General features: G+C 74.3%; 12 protein-coding genes and 2 tRNA genes. 6 read left to right on the top strand and 8 right to left on the bottom strand.

Annotation, left to right across the window (positions count from 1 at the left end; genetic code table 11):
• The first annotated feature begins 33 nt into the window (after window positions 1-33).
• The 3 genes from glgB (at window position 34) to RM540_RS03240 (ending at window position 7,223) form a co-directional block, all read left to right on the top strand.
• Window positions 34-1,935, top strand: a complete 1,902-nt coding sequence (gene glgB, locus RM540_RS03250; protein ID WP_311662083.1) for a 1,4-alpha-glucan branching protein GlgB — start codon at window positions 34-36, stop codon at window positions 1,933-1,935.
• A 293-nt stretch (window positions 1,936-2,228) separates the two neighbouring features.
• Entirely contained in the window at window positions 2,229-3,473 is a 1,245-nt protein-coding gene (gene glgA, locus RM540_RS03245; RefSeq protein ID WP_311662081.1) for a glycogen synthase, read from the top strand.
• A gap of 120 nt (window positions 3,474-3,593) precedes the next feature.
• Window positions 3,594-7,223, top strand: a complete 3,630-nt coding sequence (locus RM540_RS03240) for an ExeM/NucH family extracellular endonuclease (RefSeq protein ID WP_311662079.1) — start codon at window positions 3,594-3,596, stop codon at window positions 7,221-7,223.
• A gap of 94 nt (window positions 7,224-7,317) precedes the next feature.
• Here RM540_RS03240 and RM540_RS03235 read toward each other — a convergent pair whose 3' ends face one another.
• The 4 genes from RM540_RS03235 to nth all read right to left on the bottom strand — a co-directional run bounded on the left by RM540_RS03235 (window position 7,318) and on the right by nth (window position 11,735).
• A complete protein-coding gene (locus RM540_RS03235) occupies window positions 7,318-7,857 on the bottom strand; it encodes a DUF2231 domain-containing protein (protein WP_311662077.1) in 540 nt (179 codons plus the stop codon).
• Between the two features lie 279 nt (window positions 7,858-8,136).
• The gene (gpmI, locus tag RM540_RS03230; RefSeq protein WP_311662075.1) at window positions 8,137-9,699 is read right to left on the bottom strand and encodes a 2,3-bisphosphoglycerate-independent phosphoglycerate mutase; all 1,563 of its coding nucleotides are present in this window, start codon (window positions 9,697-9,699) and stop codon (window positions 8,137-8,139) included.
• Window positions 9,700-9,880: 181 nt separating this feature from the next.
• Window positions 9,881-10,420: a large conductance mechanosensitive channel protein MscL gene (mscL, locus tag RM540_RS03225; RefSeq protein WP_311662073.1), complete on the bottom strand. Its 540-nt coding sequence runs from the start codon at window positions 10,418-10,420 to the stop codon at window positions 9,881-9,883.
• 457 nt (window positions 10,421-10,877) lie between these two features.
• Window positions 10,878-11,735, bottom strand: a complete 858-nt coding sequence (nth, locus tag RM540_RS03220; protein ID WP_311662071.1) for an endonuclease III — start codon at window positions 11,733-11,735, stop codon at window positions 10,878-10,880.
• Between the two features lie 195 nt (window positions 11,736-11,930).
• Between nth and RM540_RS03215 the strand changes: the two genes are divergently transcribed.
• Genes RM540_RS03215 through RM540_RS03205 form a run of 3 tightly spaced genes read left to right on the top strand, consistent with a single transcriptional unit; the run spans window position 11,931 to window position 14,472 of the window.
• Entirely contained in the window at window positions 11,931-12,698 is a 768-nt protein-coding gene (locus RM540_RS03215; RefSeq protein ID WP_311662069.1) for a DoxX family membrane protein, read from the top strand.
• A 38-nt stretch (window positions 12,699-12,736) separates the two neighbouring features.
• Window positions 12,737-13,984: an Lnb N-terminal periplasmic domain-containing protein gene (locus RM540_RS03210; RefSeq protein ID WP_311662067.1), complete on the top strand. Its 1,248-nt coding sequence runs from the start codon at window positions 12,737-12,739 to the stop codon at window positions 13,982-13,984.
• A 59-nt stretch (window positions 13,985-14,043) separates the two neighbouring features.
• Window positions 14,044-14,472 carry a BLUF domain-containing protein gene (locus tag RM540_RS03205; RefSeq protein ID WP_311662065.1) on the top strand — a complete coding sequence of 143 codons (429 nt, stop codon included), beginning with the start codon at window positions 14,044-14,046 and terminating at the stop codon, window positions 14,470-14,472.
• Between the two features lie 37 nt (window positions 14,473-14,509).
• On the opposite strand, the gene RM540_RS03200 is transcribed toward RM540_RS03205, so the two are convergent.
• The 4 genes from RM540_RS03200 to ribH form a co-directional block, all read right to left on the bottom strand.
• Window positions 14,510-14,582 (bottom strand) — tRNA-Glu (locus tag RM540_RS03200).
• A 35-nt stretch (window positions 14,583-14,617) separates the two neighbouring features.
• Window positions 14,618-14,691: transfer RNA gene (locus RM540_RS03195), tRNA-His, on the bottom strand.
• Between the two features lie 139 nt (window positions 14,692-14,830).
• Entirely contained in the window at window positions 14,831-17,125 is a 2,295-nt protein-coding gene (porZ, locus tag RM540_RS03190; protein ID WP_311662063.1) for a type IX secretion system anionic LPS delivery protein PorZ, read from the bottom strand.
• A 49-nt stretch (window positions 17,126-17,174) separates the two neighbouring features.
• Window positions 17,175-17,660, bottom strand: coding sequence for a 6,7-dimethyl-8-ribityllumazine synthase (ribH, locus tag RM540_RS03185; protein WP_311662061.1), 486 nt, complete (start codon window positions 17,658-17,660; stop codon window positions 17,175-17,177).
• Window positions 17,661-17,769: the final 109 nt, after the last annotated feature.

Raw genomic sequence — 17,769 nt, 5'->3', positions numbered from 1 at the left:
GACTGACCGACTTACCGACCCACTGCCCCGCCCATGCCCAAGCTCACCAAAGACGACGTCGCCCGCTGGGACAGCGGCCGGATGTCCGACGCCCAGACCCGCCTCGGCGCCCACCCCAACAAGACCGGGACGTGGTTCGCGACCTGGGCGCCCCACGCCGACTACGTCGCCGTCGTGGGCGAGTTCAACGATTGGGACCCCGGCGCCCACCCGCTCAAGGAGGTCGGCGGCGGGCTGTGGAGCGCGTTCGTGCGCGGCGCCAAGCCGGGCGCCCGCTACAAGTACCGCGTCGCGCGCGAGGGCTACGTGGCCGACAAGACGGACCCGTACGCCTTCGCCCTGGAGCCGCCGGCCGACGGCGGGAGCGGGGTGGCCGGGCTCGCGTCGGTCGTGACGACGCTGGACTTCGACTGGTCGGACGACGAGTGGATGCGCACGCGGAAGGGGCCGGAGACGCTGAACGAGCCCGTCTCGATCTACGAGGTCCACCTCGGGTCATGGCAGCACAAGGCGCACGGCGAGAGCCTGGGCTACCGCGAGATCGCGGAGCCGCTGGCCGACCACGTCGAGCGGCTGGGCTTTACGCACGTCGAGCTGATGCCCGTCATGGAGCACCCGTACTACGGGTCGTGGGGCTACCAAGTGGCCGGCTTTTTCGCGCCCACGTTCCGCTACGGCTCGCCCGAGGATTTCGCAACCCTCGTCGACACGCTGCACCGGCGCGGGATCGGCGTGCTGCTGGACTGGGTGCCGGCCCACTTTGCGGCCGACCCGCAGAGCCTCGTCCACTTCGACGGGACGCCGCTCTACGAGTACGGCGACGAGCGGATGCGCGTGCACCCGGACTGGGGGACGTACGTGTTCGACTACGCCAAGCCCGGCGTCCGCAACTTTCTGCTGTCGTCGGCGCGGCACTGGGTCGAGGCGTACCACATCGACGGGCTCCGCTTCGACGCCGTGGCGTCCATGCTCTACCGCGACTACTCGCGGACCGAGTGGACGCCGAACGCGCACGGGGGCCGCGAAAACTTCGAGGCCATCGACTTTCTCAAGACGGTCAACGAGGAGGTGTTCGCCCACAACCCGACGGCCATGACCGTCGCCGAGGAGTCGACGGCGTGGCCCGGCGTCTCGCAGCCCACGTTCAACGGCGGGCTCGGCTTCCTCTACAAGTGGAACATGGGCTGGATGCACGACACGCTGGCCTACTTCGAGGAGGACCCGGTCAACCGGACGTACCACCACCACAACCTGACCTTCCCGCTCGTCTACGCCCACGCCGAGCACTACGCGCTCCCGCTCTCGCACGACGAGGTCGTCCACGGCAAGGGCTCGCTGTGGGGGAAGATGCCCGGCGACGACTGGCAGAAGGCGGCCAACCTCCGCCTCCTCTACGGCCACCAGGTTGGGCACCCGGGCAAAAAGCTCCTGTTCATGGGCCAGGAGTGGGGCCAGCGCGGCGAGTGGAGCCACGACCACGCCCTCGACTGGTCCCAGTCTGAGCAGCCGCTCCACGCCGGCGTCCAGCGCTGGGTCGAGGACGCGTTCGCGCTCTACCGCGACCACCCCGCCCTCTGGCAGGACGAGCCCGGCGGGTTCGAGTGGGTCGACTTCGGCGACCGCGAGAACAGCGTCGTGAGCTACCTGCGTACGGGGCGGGGCGGCGAGCAACTCCTGTTCGTCCTCAACGCGACGCCGGTCCCCCGCGACAACTACCGGATCGGCGTGCCGGAGGAAGGGCGCTGGACCGAGCGCCTGAACTCGGACGCCGAGACCTACGGCGGCGGCGGGGTGGGCAACCTGGGCGGCGTCGAGTCGACGCCCGTCCCGGCGCACGGGCGCCCGGCGTCGGTTGTCCTCACGCTGCCGCCGCTGGGCGTCCTCGTGCTGGAGCACGAGGGGGCGGGGCGGACGGCGGCGGCGACGTCGGCCTAGAACACCGCCCTGCCGGAGGCGACGGCGAAGAGGGCGGCGCGGGCGCGTGAGAAGAGGACGCACGGCTAGCCGCCCCGCCCTCGGTGGGTGCCATCCTGTAGCGCCGTAGCATGCTATGGCGCTACACCGCGCGGGCCGCCCCGCCCCGCTCCCCCCGTCCGAGCGCCCATCGCCTCGGCTCAGCGGGCGCTCGGACTGTCCCTGAGCACAGCGATGGGCAGGGAGCGGGGGGAGCCCCGGGCGGGGTGGTGCATCTTGCACCGACCACCCCGCCCCGCCCCCTGGGTCCGCCCATGCACGTCTGCCTCCTCACCAACGAGTACCCGCCCCACGTCTACGGCGGCGCCGGCGTCCACGTCGAGTACCTGGCGCGCGAGCTGGCGCGGCTGGACGACAGCGCGCACCGCGTCGACGTTCTCGCGTTCGGCGAGCAGGACGTCGACGATGGGAGCCTCCACGTCCGCGGCGTAGCCGCCCCGCCCGGCCTCGGGGGCGGGGCGGCGGGCGGGGCGGGGCGGCACGGCAAGCTGTTCGACGCGCTCGGCCGCGACCTCGTGATGGCGGGGCGCGTGCCCGAGGGCGCCGACGTGGTCCACGCGCACACGTGGTACGCGCACCTCGCCGGGTGCCTCGCCGCCCCGCTCGTGGGCGCGAAGCTGGTGCTGACCACGCACTCGTTCGAGCCACACCGGCCGTGGAAGCGCGAGCAGCTGGGGTCGGCCTACGACGTGTCGTCGTGGATCGAGCGCGCGGCCTACGCCGCGGCCGACGGCGTGATCGCGGTTTCGGACGCCATGAAGGCCGACGTGGAAAGCCTGTACGACGTGGGCGGGGCGGCCGTCGAGACGATCCCTAACGGGATCGACCCGGACGAGTACCGGCCGGTCCACCGCCCCGCCCTGCTCCGCGAGCACGGGGTCGACCCGGAGCGGCCGTACGTGCTGTTCGTCGGGCGCGTGACGCGGCAGAAGGGGATCGTCCACCTCGTCCGCGCGCTCCGGCACCTGCCGAGCGACACGCAGGTCGTGCTCGCGGCCGGGGCGCCGGATACGCCCGAGATCGGCGCCGAGATGGCGGCGGCCGTCGAGGCGGCGCGCGCGCACGTGCCGGACGTCGTCTGGATCGACCAGATGCTCCCGCGCGAGACGACGATCGCCCTCTACGCCGGGGCCGCCGTGTTCGTGTGCCCGTCGGTCTACGAGCCGTTCGGGATCATCAACCTGGAGGCCATGGCGTGCGAGACAGCCGTCGTGGCCTCGGCCGTGGGCGGCATCCCCGGCATCGTGGTCGACGGCGAGACCGGCGTGCTCGTGCCCCTCGACGCCCACGCCGACAGCGCCGAGCCGCGCGACCCCGACCGCTTTGCCCGCGACCTCGCCGCGGCCATCCGCGACCTCCTCGCCCACCCCGCCCGCGCCGAGGCGATGGGCCGGGCGGGGCGGCAGCGCGTGGTCGAGCACTTTTCGTGGGCCGCCGTCGCGCGGCGCACGCTGGATTTCTACGAGCGGCTGGTCGCGGGCGGGGCGGGGCGGCCGTAAGCCGGAGGCGCCACGCGCGCGGGCGGGGCGGTTACAGAAGGAACACCCAGTTGGGGCGGCGGAACGCGCGCGCTGTGAGTAGGCTTGGGCCTCTCTCCCACCCCGCCCCCGCGTCCGCCCATGCGCCTGGCTCCTCTCGCTCGCCTCCTCCTCCTCGCCGGCACGCTCGGCCTCGGCTCTGCCCAGGCGCAGGCCGTGTTCATCAACGAGATCCACTACGACAACGCCAGCACCGACGTCGGCGAGACGATCGAGGTCGCCGGCCCGGCCGGGACCAACCTCGCCGGGTGGACGCTCGTCCTCTACAATGGCTCGAACAGCTCGGCCTACTCGACGACCGTCGTCGGCGGCGCCATCCCGAACGAGCGCGACGGGGCGGGAGTCGTCGCCGTCGAGTACGGGTCGAACGGGATCCAGAACGGGGCGCCCGACGCGATCGCGCTCGTCGACGCGGACGGCGCGGTCGTCCAGTTTCTGTCCTACGAGGGCACGTTGACCGCCGCGGACGGGCCGGCGGCGGGCCTCACGAGCACGGACATCGGCGTGTCCGAGGCGCCGTCGACGCCCATCGGCGAGAGCCTCCAGCTCATCGGGACGGGCTCGACCTACGGCGACTTCGCCTGGGTCGGCCCGACCGCGTCGTCGTTCGGGTCGCTCAACGAGGGCCAGGTGCTCCTCGGCGGCGACGGCCCGCCGCCCCCGTCGGGCGAGCCGCGTCTCGTCGTTAACGAGGTCGACTACGACCAGCCGGGGACCGACGCCGCCGAGTACGTCGAGCTGTTCAACGGCGGCGCGGCCGCCGCGAGCCTGGGCGCCTACGAGCTCGTCCTCGTCAACGGCAACGACGGCGGCGCGGCGGTCTACAAGACGATTGGGCTGCCCGCCACGGACCTCCTCCCGGGCGAGTTTTTCGTCGTCTGCGCCAACGCGGAGACCGTCGCCAACTGCGACCTCGACGTCGACCCGAGCACGAACCTGATCCAGAACGGGGCGCCCGACGCCGTCGCCCTCCGGCTCGCCGGGGGCGGGGCGGTCGTCGACGCGCTCAGCTACGAGGGCTCGGTCCCCGGCTTTACCGAGGGGAGCGGGGCGGGGACGGACCCGGGCGACGCCGACTTCGTGGCCCTTTCGCGGCTCCCCGACGGCGCCGACACCGACGACAACGCGGCCGACTTCGCGCCGCGCTGCGGGTCGCCCGGCGCGGCCAACGCCGAGGACGCCACGAACTGCCCGTCGACGGCCCCGGGCGCCATCCTCCTCACGTTCATCCACGACGTCCAGGGGAGCGGGGCGGCGACGCCGCTCGACGGGCGGACGGTGACGGTCGAGGCGGTCGTCGTGGGCGACTTCCAGCCCGACGACGGCGACGCCTTCGACCTGGGCGGGTTCTACCTCCAAGAGGAGGACGCCGACGCCGACAGCGACCCGGCCACGTCCGAGGGCCTGTTCGTCTTTACCGGCGACGCCTCGGTGCCGGTCCCCGACGTCTCGGCCGGCGACGTGGTCCGCGTGACGGGCACGGCCGGCGAGTTTTTCGAGCTCACCCAGGTCGGGTCCGTGACCGAGGTCGCCGTCGTCGGGACGGCGGCCCAGCCGACGCCGGCGGCCGTTACGCTCCCGCTCGCGGGCGGGGCGGCGCTCGAACGGTTCGAGGGGATGGGCGCGGTGCTCCCGCAGGAGCTCGCCATCTCGGACTACTTCAACTTCGACCGCTTTGGCGAGGTTGTGCTCGCGCTGCCGCGCGACGGCCGCGACCGGCTCTTCCAGCCGACGGCCTTCCTCGACCCCGGTCCCGAGGCCGCCGAGGTCGACGCCGAGAACGCGCTCCGCGTGATCACGCTCGACGACGGCCGTGCGATCCAGAACGCCGATGTGCCGCGCCACCCCAACGGGCAGCCGTTCACGCTTACGAACCGCTTCCGCGGTGGCGACATCGTCCAGGACGCGGCCGGCGTGATCGACTTCCGGTTCGGGCTCTACCGCCTCCAGCCGACGGCGCCGGCCGGGTTCACGGTGACGAACCCGCGCCCGGAGCAGCCCGAGAGCGTGGGCGGGGCGGTCCGCGTGGCCTCGTTCAACGTGCTCAACTACTTCAACGGCGACGGCCAGGGCGGCGGCTTCCCCACGTCGCGCGGGGCCGACAACCCCGAAGAGCTCGCGCGCCAGACGGCCAAGATCGTGGCCGCCATCCGCGGGCTCGACGCCGCCGTCGTGGGCGTCATCGAGGTCGAGAACGACGAGGCCGGCGAGCTCTCGGCGCTCGACGACCTCGTCGACGCGCTCAACGCCGCCGAGGGCGGGGAGGCCTACGCCTACGTCGAGACGGGCGTAACGGGGACCGACTTTATCCGGTCGGGCATCGTCTACCGCCCCGCCCGCGTGACGCCCATCGGCGACGTGGCCGTCCTCGACGACCCGGCGTTCACCAAGCCGCCGGGCGGGTCGGAGAACCAGAAGAACCGGCCGGTCGTGGCCCAGACGTTCACCGACGCGGACGGCGTGTTCACGGTCGCCGTGGTCCACCTCCGCTCGAAGGGCGGCTCGTGCGGGGCCGGCAACGACGACCCGCTCCAGGGCGCCTGCAACGGGACGCGGACGGTCGCGGCCCGCGAGCTCGCCCGGTGGCTGGCCGGCGACCCGACGGGCTCCGGCGACGCCGACGTCCTCATCGTGGGCGACTTCAACGCCTACGACGAGGAGGACCCGATCGACGCCCTCCGCGCCGGCGCCGACGGCGAGCTCGGGACGGCCGACGACTACGTCGACCTCGTCGAGCGCGCCCAGGGCGAGTTCGCCTACTCGTACCTGTTCGGGGCCGAGTTCGGGACCCTCGACTACGCCTTCGCCTCGCTCCCGCTCGCGGAGCAGGTGACGGGCGCGACGGTCTGGCACATCAACGCCGACGAGCCCGACCTCCTCGACTACGACACGGACTTCAACGACCCGCGCTTTTACGAGCCGACCCCGTTCCGGGCGTCGGACCACGACCCGGTGCTCGTCGGCCTCGCCCTCGGCGGCGGCGCGCAGGCCGCGGCCTGCTCGGTCTCCTCCCCGCTCGGGTTCGGCGACTTCGACGCCGACGGGACGGACGCGACGTTCGGCGAGTTCGCAGAGCTCCTGAGCGGGGCGGACGAGCCGGTCGACCTCTCGACGTGCTCGTTCGTGACGTTCAACCCGTTCACCGAGACCGTGACGTACTCGACGAGCCCGGACGCCACGGTCGACGAGCGGCTGGTCTTCGCGACCCAGAACGGCGACGTCGACCTTCCGGCGGGCGTGATCCCGGACGGTCCGGGCGCGATCGCGCTCGTCGAAGGCGCGGCCCCGGTCGGCACGCCGGTCGCGGGCGTCCTGGGCCGCGTGGTCTCGGCGGTCGTCTACGTCAGCGAGGACCAGGTCTTTGGGCGCACGGGCTACAGCCCGAACGCTCGCACGGCCGGGGGCGACCTCGCCGCGCTCCTCGCCGCCGTCCGCGCCGACCTCCCGGCGGAGGTCGAGCTGACGCTTGCCGGGGCCAATCCGGTCGGCACAGGCGGGGCGGTGGCCTTCGCGCTCCCCGAGGGCGGGGCGGTCACGGTGTCCGTGTTCGACCTGCTCGGCCGCGAGGTCTCGCAGCTCGTCGACGCGACGCTCGCGCCGGGCCGCCACCGGGCGGCGCTCAACGCGGGCGCGCTCCCGAGCGGCGTCTACGTCGTCCGCCTCGTGGCGGGCGGGGAGGTCCACACGCAGCGCGTGACGGTGGCGCGCTAGCCACCCCGCCCCGACGGTGTGGAGCCGGCGGCCTTCGGGTCGCCGGCTCCTCTGCGTTTGGTGTCCTCGCCGGGCGGGGCGGTCGCCGCCCCGCTCAACGCGGCACGCCCCACACCATGAGCCCGCCGAGGTGCGCCGTGTACGCGACCAGCGCGGCCGCCACGACAGCTGGGACCGCACCCAGCACGCGCCCCCACAGCGGCTCGCGCCGCGGACGACGAGCCTGCCGGTCGCCGCCCCGCTCCGGCCACCACCGGCGGCGGGGCGGGGCGGCCTCGTCGTCGGGCGGGGCGGGCGCCCGGCGCAGGACGGCGGCGACCGAGAGCGCGGCGAACACGGCCGCCGCGAGCGCCGACGTCCACACGGTCCACGCGGCCGCGTTCTGGTGGTGGCCGACGATGGCCTCGACGACGGGGTCGCCCTCGACGGCGTCGTAGAGCGCGTGCCCCGTCTCGGCGGCGGCCCACGCCGAGCCGGCGCCGAGCACGAAGAGTGCGAGCGCCGCGCGGCGCCACACGCCGCGCCCGAGGAGCAGGTACAGCCCAGCCGCCGCCCCGCCCAGGAGCACGAGGACGAGCGGGAAGTGCACGAGGAGCGGGTGCAGGAACGGGATCTCGTAGTCGGCGACGGGCACGGGGAACGGGGAGAGAGGGACGGGCAGACGCCGCCCCGCCCGTCGTGCGCGGCCGTCGGGCGGGGTGGCGCGAGACGGGCGGGGCGGCCCGCAGGTTGCGCATGCCGGGGCGGGGCGGTCCTCAGGTCGCGCGGGGCGGCGGCGGGGCGGGGTGGCGCCGGCTGGAAAACGGAGCGGCTGACTCCACCGTCCCGCCCCCAACGACCACCCCGCCCGCCGCGGGCGAGGGCGGGGCGGCGCACGCTCTTGCCGCTTCCCCCTTGCCCCTTCCCCGGGCCGCTACGCCCCCTCCCCCACCAGCGACGTCCCCGTCATGGCCGGCGGCGCCTCGACGCCCATGAGGTCGAGGATCGTCGGGGCCACGTCGCCCAGCTTGCCGGGGCGGATCGGGCCGTCGAAGCCGGAGCGCAGGATGAGGTGCGGGACGAGCGCCGTCGTGTGCGCCGTGTTGGGCGAGCCGTCCGCGTTGCGCATCTTGTCCGCGTTGCCGTGGTCGGCGATAATCTCGACCGTGTAGCCGCGCTCGGCGGCCGCCTCGACGACCACGCGCGCCGCGGCGTCGGCGGCCTCGACGGCGGCGACGGCGGCCTCGAACACGCCCGTGTGGCCGACCATGTCGGGGTTGGCAAAGTTGAGGACCACGAGGTCCGGCGCCTCGTCGCGGATCGCGGCGGCCACGCGCTCGGACAGCTCGGGCGCGCTCATCTCGGGCTGGAGATCGTACGTCGCCACCTTCGGGCTGGGGACCAGGATCCGGCTCTCGCCGTCGTATTGGACCTCGCGGCCGCCGTTGAAGAAGAACGTGACGTGCGGGTACTTCTCGGTCTCGGCCGCGCGGAGCTGCGTGAGGCCGGCGCGCGAGACGACCTCGCCCAACGTGTCCGCGAGGTTCGCCTTCTCGAACGCGACCGGCACGCCGAAGTCGGCGCTGTACGCCGTCATCGTGGCGACGTGGAGGTCGAGGCGCGGGCCGCGGTCGAACCCGTCGAAGTCGGGGTCGGTGAGCGCCTGCGTGAGTTGGCGCCCGCGGTCGGACCGGAAGTTGAAGTAGACGACGGCGTCGCCGCTCTCGATGCGCGTGCCCGCCCCGGCGGTCTGCGCCCCGCCCCGCCCGTCGGGACCCGCGAGCGCGCCCGGCTCGACGAACTCGTCCGTGACGCCGTCGGCGTAGCTCCGCTCGAGGTACGCCACGGGGTCGGCGTAGGCTGCGCCCGCGCCCTCGGTCAGCAGGCGGTACGCCTTCTCCGTCCGCTCCCAGCGTTTGTCGCGGTCCATCGCCCAGTACCGCCCCACGACCGACCCGACGACGCCGACGCCGGCTGACGCGATGCCGTCCTGGATCTGGCGGACGTACCCCGCCCCGCCCTCGGGGTCCGTGTCGCGCCCGTCCGTGAACGCGTGGACGACGACGCACTCCGGCTTCAGCCCCTCCTTCGCCGCCAGGTCGAGGAGCGCGAGCAGGTGCGCGAGGTGCGAGTGGACCCCGCCCGTCGAGACGAGCCCCATCAGGTGGAGCTTGGTCCCGTTCGCGAGCGCGTGCTGGACAGCCGCGCGGAGCACGGCGTTCTCGGCCAGCGACCCGTCCTCGACGGCCTTGTCGATCCGCGTGATGTCCTGGTCCACGACGCGCCCGGCCCCCAGGTTCATGTGGCCGACCTCAGAGTTCCCCATCTGCCCCGGCGGCAGCCCGACGGCCCGGCCGCTCGCTTCGAGCGTCGAGTGCGGCGCGCGCGCGAAGAGGTCGTCCAGGAACGGCGTCTCGGCGGCGTCGACGGCGGAGACGGACGGGTCCTCGGCGATGCCGTAGCCGTCGAGGATGAGGAGCAGGTGTTTGTTCGGCACGGGCGGTACGGGGTACGGGGTACGGGGTACGGGGTACGGGGTACGGGGTACGGGCGAAGATGACGGCGGGCGGGGCGGGGAGCCACGGGGCGGGGCGGAAAACGGCCGGAACTTTTCGAGGGCCGCCCCGCCCGCGCGATCCCTCATCCCTCATCCCTCATCCCTCATCCCTCATCCCCCGTCACGCCGCCCCGCCCGCGCCGGCGGGGAGGACCGCGGCGTCGGGCGTGAGCGGGCCGCCGTCCGTGCCCAGGAACGACGTGCAGTTGGGGCACCGGCTGGCCTGGTACGGCACGTTCTCGCGGCAGTACGCGCACTTCTTGGTGTCCGGCGTGTCCGGCGTGTCGGGCTCGCCGAACTCGTCCTCGACCGCGTCGCCCGCCCGCTTCACGAGGCGGACGAGCACGAACACGGCGACGGCCACGACGAGGAACGTGAGCAGGCTCGTCAGGAACGCGCCGTAGTTGAACGTGACCGCGCCGGCGGCCTGAGCCGCCTCCAGCGTCTCGTACGGGGGCGGGGCGGCCTCGCCGGCACGGAGCAGGAGGTAGTAGTCCGAAAAGTCGGTGTTGCCCAGGATCAGGCCCAGCGGCGGCATGATGAGGTCGTCGACCAGCGACTCGGCGACGGTCGTGAACGCGGCGCCGACCGTGAACCCGATGGCGAGGTCGACGAGGTTGCCGCGGAGCGCGAACGCCTTGAAGTCGGAGAGGAGGGACACGGCGGAAGGCGGAAGGCGGAAGGCGGAAGGCGGAAGGCGGAAGGCGGAAGGCGGAAGATGCCCACCCCGCCCGTCCAGAACCGGCGAGCGGCGAGCGGCGAGCGGCGAGCGGCGAGCGGCAAGATCCGACCGCCCCGCCCCGGTAGCGCCGTTGCATGCAACGGCGTGGCCTGACGCCGAGCGGGGCGGTGGTTCGACCCGTCTCGCCACCCACGACCACCCCGCCCGCCGTCGGGCGGGGCGGCGGCGGGCGGGGCGGCGCTGTTCAGGACTGCCCTGCTCGTGTCATCCACCACCCCTAGCCCCTCTTGGCTGCGCCGACGCTGCGCGGTGTCCAGGAGGGCGACTGCCGCCGCTTCCAGTCGACGGCGGCCTTGCTCTTACCGCCCCGCCCACGCCTGAAAGGGGCGGGGCGGAACAAATCTGGCGCACCCAGTCCGCTTCACTCTTCACCCTCTCAAACCCGGTAGTCCTTGACGCGCTTCGTCGTCCGGCCCGTCTTCGTGTCGAACACGCTCATCGAGCCCGTCCACGGGTCAGCGATTTGTTCGACGCCGGCGCGGTCGGTTTTTGTGGCCGGCTCGTCGAAGTAGCGGCGGGCCGTCTTTGAGTAGTAGCGGCCGCGCTTCGGGTCAAGGCCGTCGAGCGGGGCGGGGAGGCGCTCCAGCGCGGCGTAGTAGTCGCAGAGGTCGGGGCCGTCGGGTTGGCCGACGAGCGGGCAGCGGCCGCACTTGGGCGCGCGCGCCTCGCAGGTGTAGCGGCCGTGCAGGATGAGGAGGTGGTGGGCCTCGCCCCACGCGTCGCGCGGGATCACCCGGCGGAGCCCCTTCTCGACAGCCAGCGGCGTCGGCCGGTCCTTGACGAGCCCGATCCGGTTCGAGACCCGGAACACGTGCGTATCGACGGCAATCGCCGGCTCGTCGAAGGCGACGGCCACGACCACGTTCGCCGTCTTCCGCCCGACGCCGGCCAGCTTGACCAGCTCGGCGTGCTCGCGCGGGACCTCGCCGCCGTAGTCGTCGCGGAGCATCCGGGCCGTCTTGGCGAGCGCCTTCGCCTTGTTGTTCGGGTACGACACCGACCGGATGTAGGGGAAGATCTCGTCGGCCTCGGCCTCGGCCATCGCCGCGGCGTCGGGGTAGGCCTCGAACAGGGCCGGCGTGACGAGGTTGACGCGTTTGTCCGTGCACTGCGCGGAGAGGATCACGGCGACCAGGAGCTCGAACTCGGTCCGGTACCGGAGCTCCGTCTCGGGCGCCGGGATGTCGGCGCGGAGGCGGTCGAGGACGGCGGCGGCTTTCTCGCGGCGGGTCATGGGCGGGGCGGGGAGCGGCGGCAAGCTACCGGGCGGGCGGCCCGGCCACCCCGCCCGCCGGGTCCGCCCCGCGCGGTGGGCGGGCGGAGGCTCAGGAATGTCCTGTCGTCGTCCTCTTCCTGCGGCGGATCGGACACGAGCCGGAACCAATAGGCACTAGGTCTCTAAGGAGATGGGCACGTTCTCCATACGTTCATGACAGACTCCCTCGCCACCTGGGCCGACGCCCACCGCGGGCGCGCCCTCGACGTCGTCCGCGTGTACCTCGGCGCCGGCCTCTTCGTCCGCGGCGTCGTGTTCCTCGCGGACCCGAGCGCGTACCTCAGCCTCGTGCCCGGGCCGAGCCAGGAGACGCTGGGGTCGCTCGTGGTCCTCAACTACGTCGGCCTCGCCCACGTCTGCGGCGGCCTCCTGCTGGCGGCCGGCCTGCTGACGCGGCTCGCCGCGCTCGTCCAGATCCCGGTCCTCGCCGGCGCCGCGCTCCTCCACCTCCCGTCGGGCGTGGCGGACCAGTCGTTCGCGTTCGCGGCGCTCGTGCTGGCGCTCCTCGCCGTGTTCGCCGTGTGGGGCGGCGGACCGTGGTCGCTCGACCAGGCCGTGGCCTTGTGGACCGCGCGCGACGACGAGGCCGAAGGGCGGCAGGCGGCCGAGGCGGTCCGCCGGCTCCGGGTCCGCGAGCGCGAGCGGGCGCCGGCCCCACCCCGCCCCGCCCTCGCGGCGAGCGGGAGCGCGTGTGGGTGCGGCCACGACCGCGAGCACCCGCGCGTCGAGGCCGAGCGGCTCTACGGGGCGCTCGGCGCCATGCGCTTTGCGACCGGAACGCACCCGCGGCCCTCGGCCGTCGTCTTCCGCTGCCGCGACTGCGGCGGGGCGGTCGAGACGGTCGACGCGCCGGAGGACCTGGAGGCCTTCCGCTACGAGCGGTCGACGCGGGGCGCCCGCACCGCACGGCCGGGCGCCTGAGGGCGGGGCGGCGGCGAGGCACGCGGTAGCTTGGCGCCATGCGTCCCCCCGCCCGTCTCGCCGGCCTCGTGGCCCTCGTGCTCGTGCTCGCCGCCCCGCTCGGCGCGCAGCCCGCCGCCCCGCCCGCGGCCGTCCCGTACGGCGTGGCGCCGGCGCCGTCCGCGTTCGCGCCCGGGCTCTCGGACTCGGTCCAGGTCTCGATGCTGACCATGCTCCCCGGGCGCCAGGTCTACAGCCTGTTCGGGCACAGCGCGCTCCGCATCCGCGACGACGCGGCCGGCATCGACCAGACGTACAACTTTGGGACGTTCGACTTTGAGCAGTCGTTTTTCGTCCTCCGCTTTCTCGGCGGCCGGCTCGACTACGTGCTCGACACGGCCCCGTTCTGGGCGGTGCTCCAGCAGTACCAGCTCGAAGAACGTCCGATCATCGAGCAGCGGCTGCGGCTTTCGCCCGAGGCCGCGCGTGCGCTCTACGCTCGCCTAGAAGAGAACGCGCTGCCCCAGAACCGGGCGTACCGCTACGACTTTTTCTGGGACAACTGCTCGACGCGGCTCCTCGACAACGTCGACTCGGCCCTCGTCGCGGCCGGGACGCCTGGGCTCGCGCTGCCGCCGGCCGAGCGGCCGCAGACGTTCCGCGCGCTCCTCCGCCCCTACTGGGCCGGCGCGCCCACGGTGGGGACCGGCGCGAACTTCGGGCTCGGGCTGCCGACCGATCAGGTCGCCTCGGCCCGCGAGGAGGCGTTCCTGCCCCTCGAACTGGCCGCACAGCTCGACCGCGCGACGGTCGGGGGCCGCCCGCTCGTGGCCTCGCGCGACACGCTGTTCTGGGTGCCCGGCGCCGGCCTCCCCCGCCCCGCCCCGCCCGTGCCGACGTGGGCGGGGTGGGGCGTCCTCGCGCTCGGGCTGGGCGCGACGGCCGTCGGCGGGTGGCGCGCGCACGGCCGGGCGGGGCGGTGGGGCGACACGGTGCTCTTCGGAGCCGTCGGCTTCGCCGGCCTCGTAGGGTTCCTCCTGTGGACCGCCACGGACCACCAGGTGACGGGGCCGAACCTCAACGTGCTCTGGGCGTGGCCGACGCACCTCCTGGCCGCCGTGGCGCTCGCGGTGGGCGGGGCGGGGCGGAGAGCGTGGCGCGTCTACTTTGGCGCCGCGGCGGCCGTGACGGTGCTCGTGGTCCTGGCGTGGACGGGCCTGCCGCAGACCCTCCCCGCCCCGTTCTTCCCCGTCGCCCTGCTCTTGGCTGTCCGGGCCGGTGTACGGGCGGCCACTACGACGGCCTAGGCGACGGCCTGAGCGGGGGCAGGGGGGGACTCTCGGCGGGGGCGCCTCGTTAAGCTCGCATGCACGCCCTCCTATACCGCTCGCTCGAACGTCCCGGCCTCCTCGCCTCCGGCCTCAACGATATCATCGAGGCCGCGCAGCGCCGGAACCGGCGGCTCGACGTGACGGGCCTCCTGCTGCGGGGACACATGGAGGTCATCCCCGGCGCGCCGGGCGAGTTCGTGCAGTGGCTGGAGGGGCCGGAGGAGGCGCTCGGCACGCTGCTCCAGCTGATCGACGGCGACCCGCGTCACACCGAAGTCGAGGTCCTCGCGCGCGGTCCCCTCGCCGACGTCGTCGGCGCCTCGCACGTCGAGGTGGGTCCGGGCCGCCTGTTCCCCTCGTGGTCGATGGGCCTCGTGCGCCTGGCCGAGCTGCCGGCGACGCTGGACGGGTTCCTCCGGTTCGCGGCCGACTGGAACGGCGAGGTGCACTCGCTCGCGGCCTGAGCCGCCCCGCCCCTCTGCCCCCGCCGGCGGCGCGGGGTACCGCGTACGGGATTTGAACCCGTGTGACCACCGTGAAAGGGTGGCATCCTAGACCCCTAGATGAACGCGGCGGGGTGCCCGCAGAGGGCAGCGGCACAGGCCGCGGGGCGACTAGTGGGAATTGAACCCACGACCTCCTGGACCACAACCAGGCGCTCTAACCAACTGAGCTATAGCCGCCGTGTCCGTGCAGGCACGGGGAGCCCAAACTACGCGCGCCGGAACGGGGCGCCAGACGCGGGCGGTTGAAAATGGTTGAAGGCCCGCCCCGCCCGGCTCCCCCACCCCGCCCGCAGAGCGGACCCAGCGGGCGGGGCGGCTACCGGATGACGGCCACCTTGCCGTAGACCGTCTCCCCGTCTTCGGCGGCCGCCGCCACGAGGTAGACGCCCGACGGGGCCGGCCGGCCCGTCCGCTGGTCGCGGCCGTCCCAGCGGAACGCCCCGCCCGAGACCTCGCCGGCCCACACCACGTCGCCGGCCACGGTCATCACGCGGACGTCCGACGTGGCGCCGGCCAAGCCCGTCACGAGGACGCCGTCGGCGGACTGGGCGGGGCGGAACGGGTTCGGCGAGGCGCGGAGGCCGTCCGAGTTGGGGACCGGGAGCGTCGCGTCGCCGGCGACGCTGAACAGGCCCTCGGCCGTGGTCATGAACACGCGGCCCGAGCGGGGGTCGACGGCGATGGCGAGGACGTCGTCGGAGGGGAGCGGGCTCGCGGCCGCCGTCACCTCGCGGGCCACGTCGTTGCCGGCCTCGTTGACCAGGAAGGCCCCGGACGTCGTCGCGATCCACACCCGGCCGGAGGGGTCGACTTCGAGGTCGTTGACGGCCACGTCGCGGAGGAAGAAGTCGGCGCCGTCGGCGATGACGAGCCGCGAGAGGCCGGGGTCGCCCCCGAAGGCGGCGTCGGGGAAGGCCACCGTCGCCACGCCGCGCTCGGTCCCGACCCAAACGCGGCCGCGGCCGTCGACGGCCACGTCGGTGACGGTCGGGGCGGGGAGGTCGCTGGTCGCCGGCGTGTAGCGCACGGCCCGGTCGTCGCGCGGGTCGGCCGGGTCGGCGCCCGTGTCCCAGACGGCGAGGCCGCTCCCGCCCAGGGCCAGCCACTTGTACCCGCTCTGGTCGACCGCGAGGCGGACCGGGAACGCCGACGACGGGATGCCGGCCGGGTACGGCAGCCCCGCCCACGCGCCGTCGGCGGCGAACAGGTGGAGTGGGCGGGGCGTGAACTGGTTGAGGACCCACCGGCGGTCGCCCTCGAACGCGACGTCGGGGACCACGAGGTAGCCCGGCGCCCCGGTCGCCGCCAGGAGCGACGAGTTGCCCTCGCGGTACGTCGTCGGCACGCCGTCCTCGGTGAACACGGTGAGGCCGTCGCCCTCGGCGCCGGCGTAGAACGCGCCGTCCGGCCCCACGGACGCAGCGCGGAAGTCGGTCCGGGCGATGTCGAGGGCGGGGTCGCGCGTGAGGTAATCCGTCCACACCCCGCCCTCCAGCCGGCTGACGGCCGCCGTGTTGGCCGCCGCGAGCCGCGCCGTCGACGCCCACAGCACGCCGCCCCGCCCCACGTCGATGCCCGTGATGTTGTTCGTGAACGGACCGGGCGGGAGCACGCGCTGGGGCTCGTAGGCCACGATCCCGTCGCCCTCGGCGAGCGGGACGCGGAACAGGCCGAGCGCGGCGTCGCCGGCCCACGCCCCGCCCTCGGGGCCGACCGCGACGGCGCGGAGCGCCGTCACCTCGGGGGCCGCGTAGCGGCGCGTCGGGAGCCCGGGCTGGACGACGTAGAGGAACGCCGGCGACACGGCGAGGAGGCGGCCGCCGTCGGCGGCCAGGTCGCCCACGGGGTTGTCCACGAACAGGAGCCGCTCCCACGGGCCGGACGCCGTCGCGCGGTACAGGTCGCGCGCGCCGGCCGGTCCGCCGCCGGCGTAGAGCGCGCCGTCGAGGAGCGCGAGCGAGAGCGCCTCGCCCTCGAACCCATCGGCCCGCGCCCACGCCCCCGGCGCCTGGAGGTTGGGGCCGGTCCGGTCGGCGTAGAACGCCCCGCCCTCGGCGGCCACCCACAGCCCCGGTCCGCCGTCCGGGCGGGGCGCCTCGACCACGTCGTTGACCGGCGTCCCCGCGCCGAGCGTCCCGATCCGGTCGTACGTGCTGAGGACGCGGCCGGCGGCGGCGTCGAACACGACGACGCCAAAGTCGGTGGCGAGGTAGAGCACGTCGCCGGCCACGCGGATCTGGCGGACGCCCCGCGCGGCGTACTGGTCGGCCCGCGTGAGGTCGAAAAACGAGGCAACGTCGCCGGTCTCGGCGTCCAGCCGTTCGAGGAGGCCGTCCTCGTAGCCCACCCACAGCGCGCCCCGCCCGGCGTCGTAGGCGAGAGCCCCGAGCGGGCCGCCGCGGAGCGCCCCAACCGGCGTGTACGTCGCGATCTCGCCGTCGGGGACGCCGTAGAAGAACACGCCGGCCGACGTCCCGGCCCACACGCCGTCGGGCGCCGAGGCCACGGCCGTCACCTCGTTGAAGGCGGGGTAGGCGCGCCAGCCGTCCTGGGCGGCGGCCGAGGACACGAGGGCGAGGACGGCGAGCGCGAACGCGAGCGGGAGCCGCATGGGCGGGGCGGGGCGGGGTCGCGTAGCGGTCGGCGGGCGCGGCGGGGGCTCAGGCGTCCGGGCCGGCGGCGATGCGCGACCGGAGCGAGACCATCTCGATGGCGGCGGCGGCGGCCTCGGCCCCCTTGTTGCCGGCCTTCGTGCCGGCCCGCTCCCACGCCTGCTCGATGGTGTCGACGGTAAGCACGCCGAACAGGACGGGTACGCCGGTGTCGAGCGCCACCTGCTGGCACCCGCTGGCCGCCCCGCCCGCGACAAAGTCGAAGTGGGCCGTAGCGCCGCGGATCACGGCGCCGAGGCACACGACGGCGTCGTACCGCTCGGTCTCGGCCAGCGCCTGGGCCACGAGCGGGATCTCGTAGGCGCCCGGGCACCACGCGACGTCGACGGCGTCGGGGTCGGCCCCGTGGCGGGCGAAGGCGTCGAGGGCGCCGTCGAGCAGGCGCCGCGTGATGGCGTCGTTGAACCGGCCGGCGGCGATCGCGTAGCGGGCGCCGGACGGCGAGACGAGGGAGCCTTCGTAAACGGCGGACATGGAGCGGGCGCGGGGGGCGAGCGTCCGGTCAAACTACGGGTGCCGGCGGCGGGCGCCGAGCCCCACGGGCGTGCCCTCCGAGGCCGCCGCGCTCTCCCCCTCCGTCACC

This window comes from Rubrivirga litoralis (assembly GCF_031846415.1).
GTDB classification, from domain to species: domain Bacteria; phylum Bacteroidota; class Rhodothermia; order Rhodothermales; family Rubricoccaceae; genus Rubrivirga; species Rubrivirga litoralis.
The sequence above is the reverse complement of the archived record's forward strand: the minus strand, read 5'-3'. Positions and strand labels throughout refer to the sequence as shown.

Coding starts and splice junctions, on each gene's coding strand:
- glgB (WP_311662083.1), top strand. CDS start 34: ATGCCCAAGCTCACCAAAGACGACGTCGCCCGCTGGGACAGCGGCCGG.
- glgA (WP_311662081.1), top strand. CDS start 2,229: ATGCACGTCTGCCTCCTCACCAACGAGTACCCGCCCCACGTCTACGGC.
- RM540_RS03240 (WP_311662079.1), top strand. CDS start 3,594: ATGCGCCTGGCTCCTCTCGCTCGCCTCCTCCTCCTCGCCGGCACGCTC.
- nth (WP_311662071.1), bottom strand. CDS start 11,735: ATGACCCGCCGCGAGAAAGCCGCCGCCGTCCTCGACCGCCTCCGCGCC.
- RM540_RS03215 (WP_311662069.1), top strand. CDS start 11,931: ATGACAGACTCCCTCGCCACCTGGGCCGACGCCCACCGCGGGCGCGCC.
- RM540_RS03210 (WP_311662067.1), top strand. CDS start 12,737: ATGCGTCCCCCCGCCCGTCTCGCCGGCCTCGTGGCCCTCGTGCTCGTG.
- RM540_RS03205 (WP_311662065.1), top strand. CDS start 14,044: ATGCACGCCCTCCTATACCGCTCGCTCGAACGTCCCGGCCTCCTCGCC.
- porZ (WP_311662063.1), bottom strand. CDS start 17,125: ATGCGGCTCCCGCTCGCGTTCGCGCTCGCCGTCCTCGCCCTCGTGTCC.
- ribH (WP_311662061.1), bottom strand. CDS start 17,660: ATGTCCGCCGTTTACGAAGGCTCCCTCGTCTCGCCGTCCGGCGCCCGC.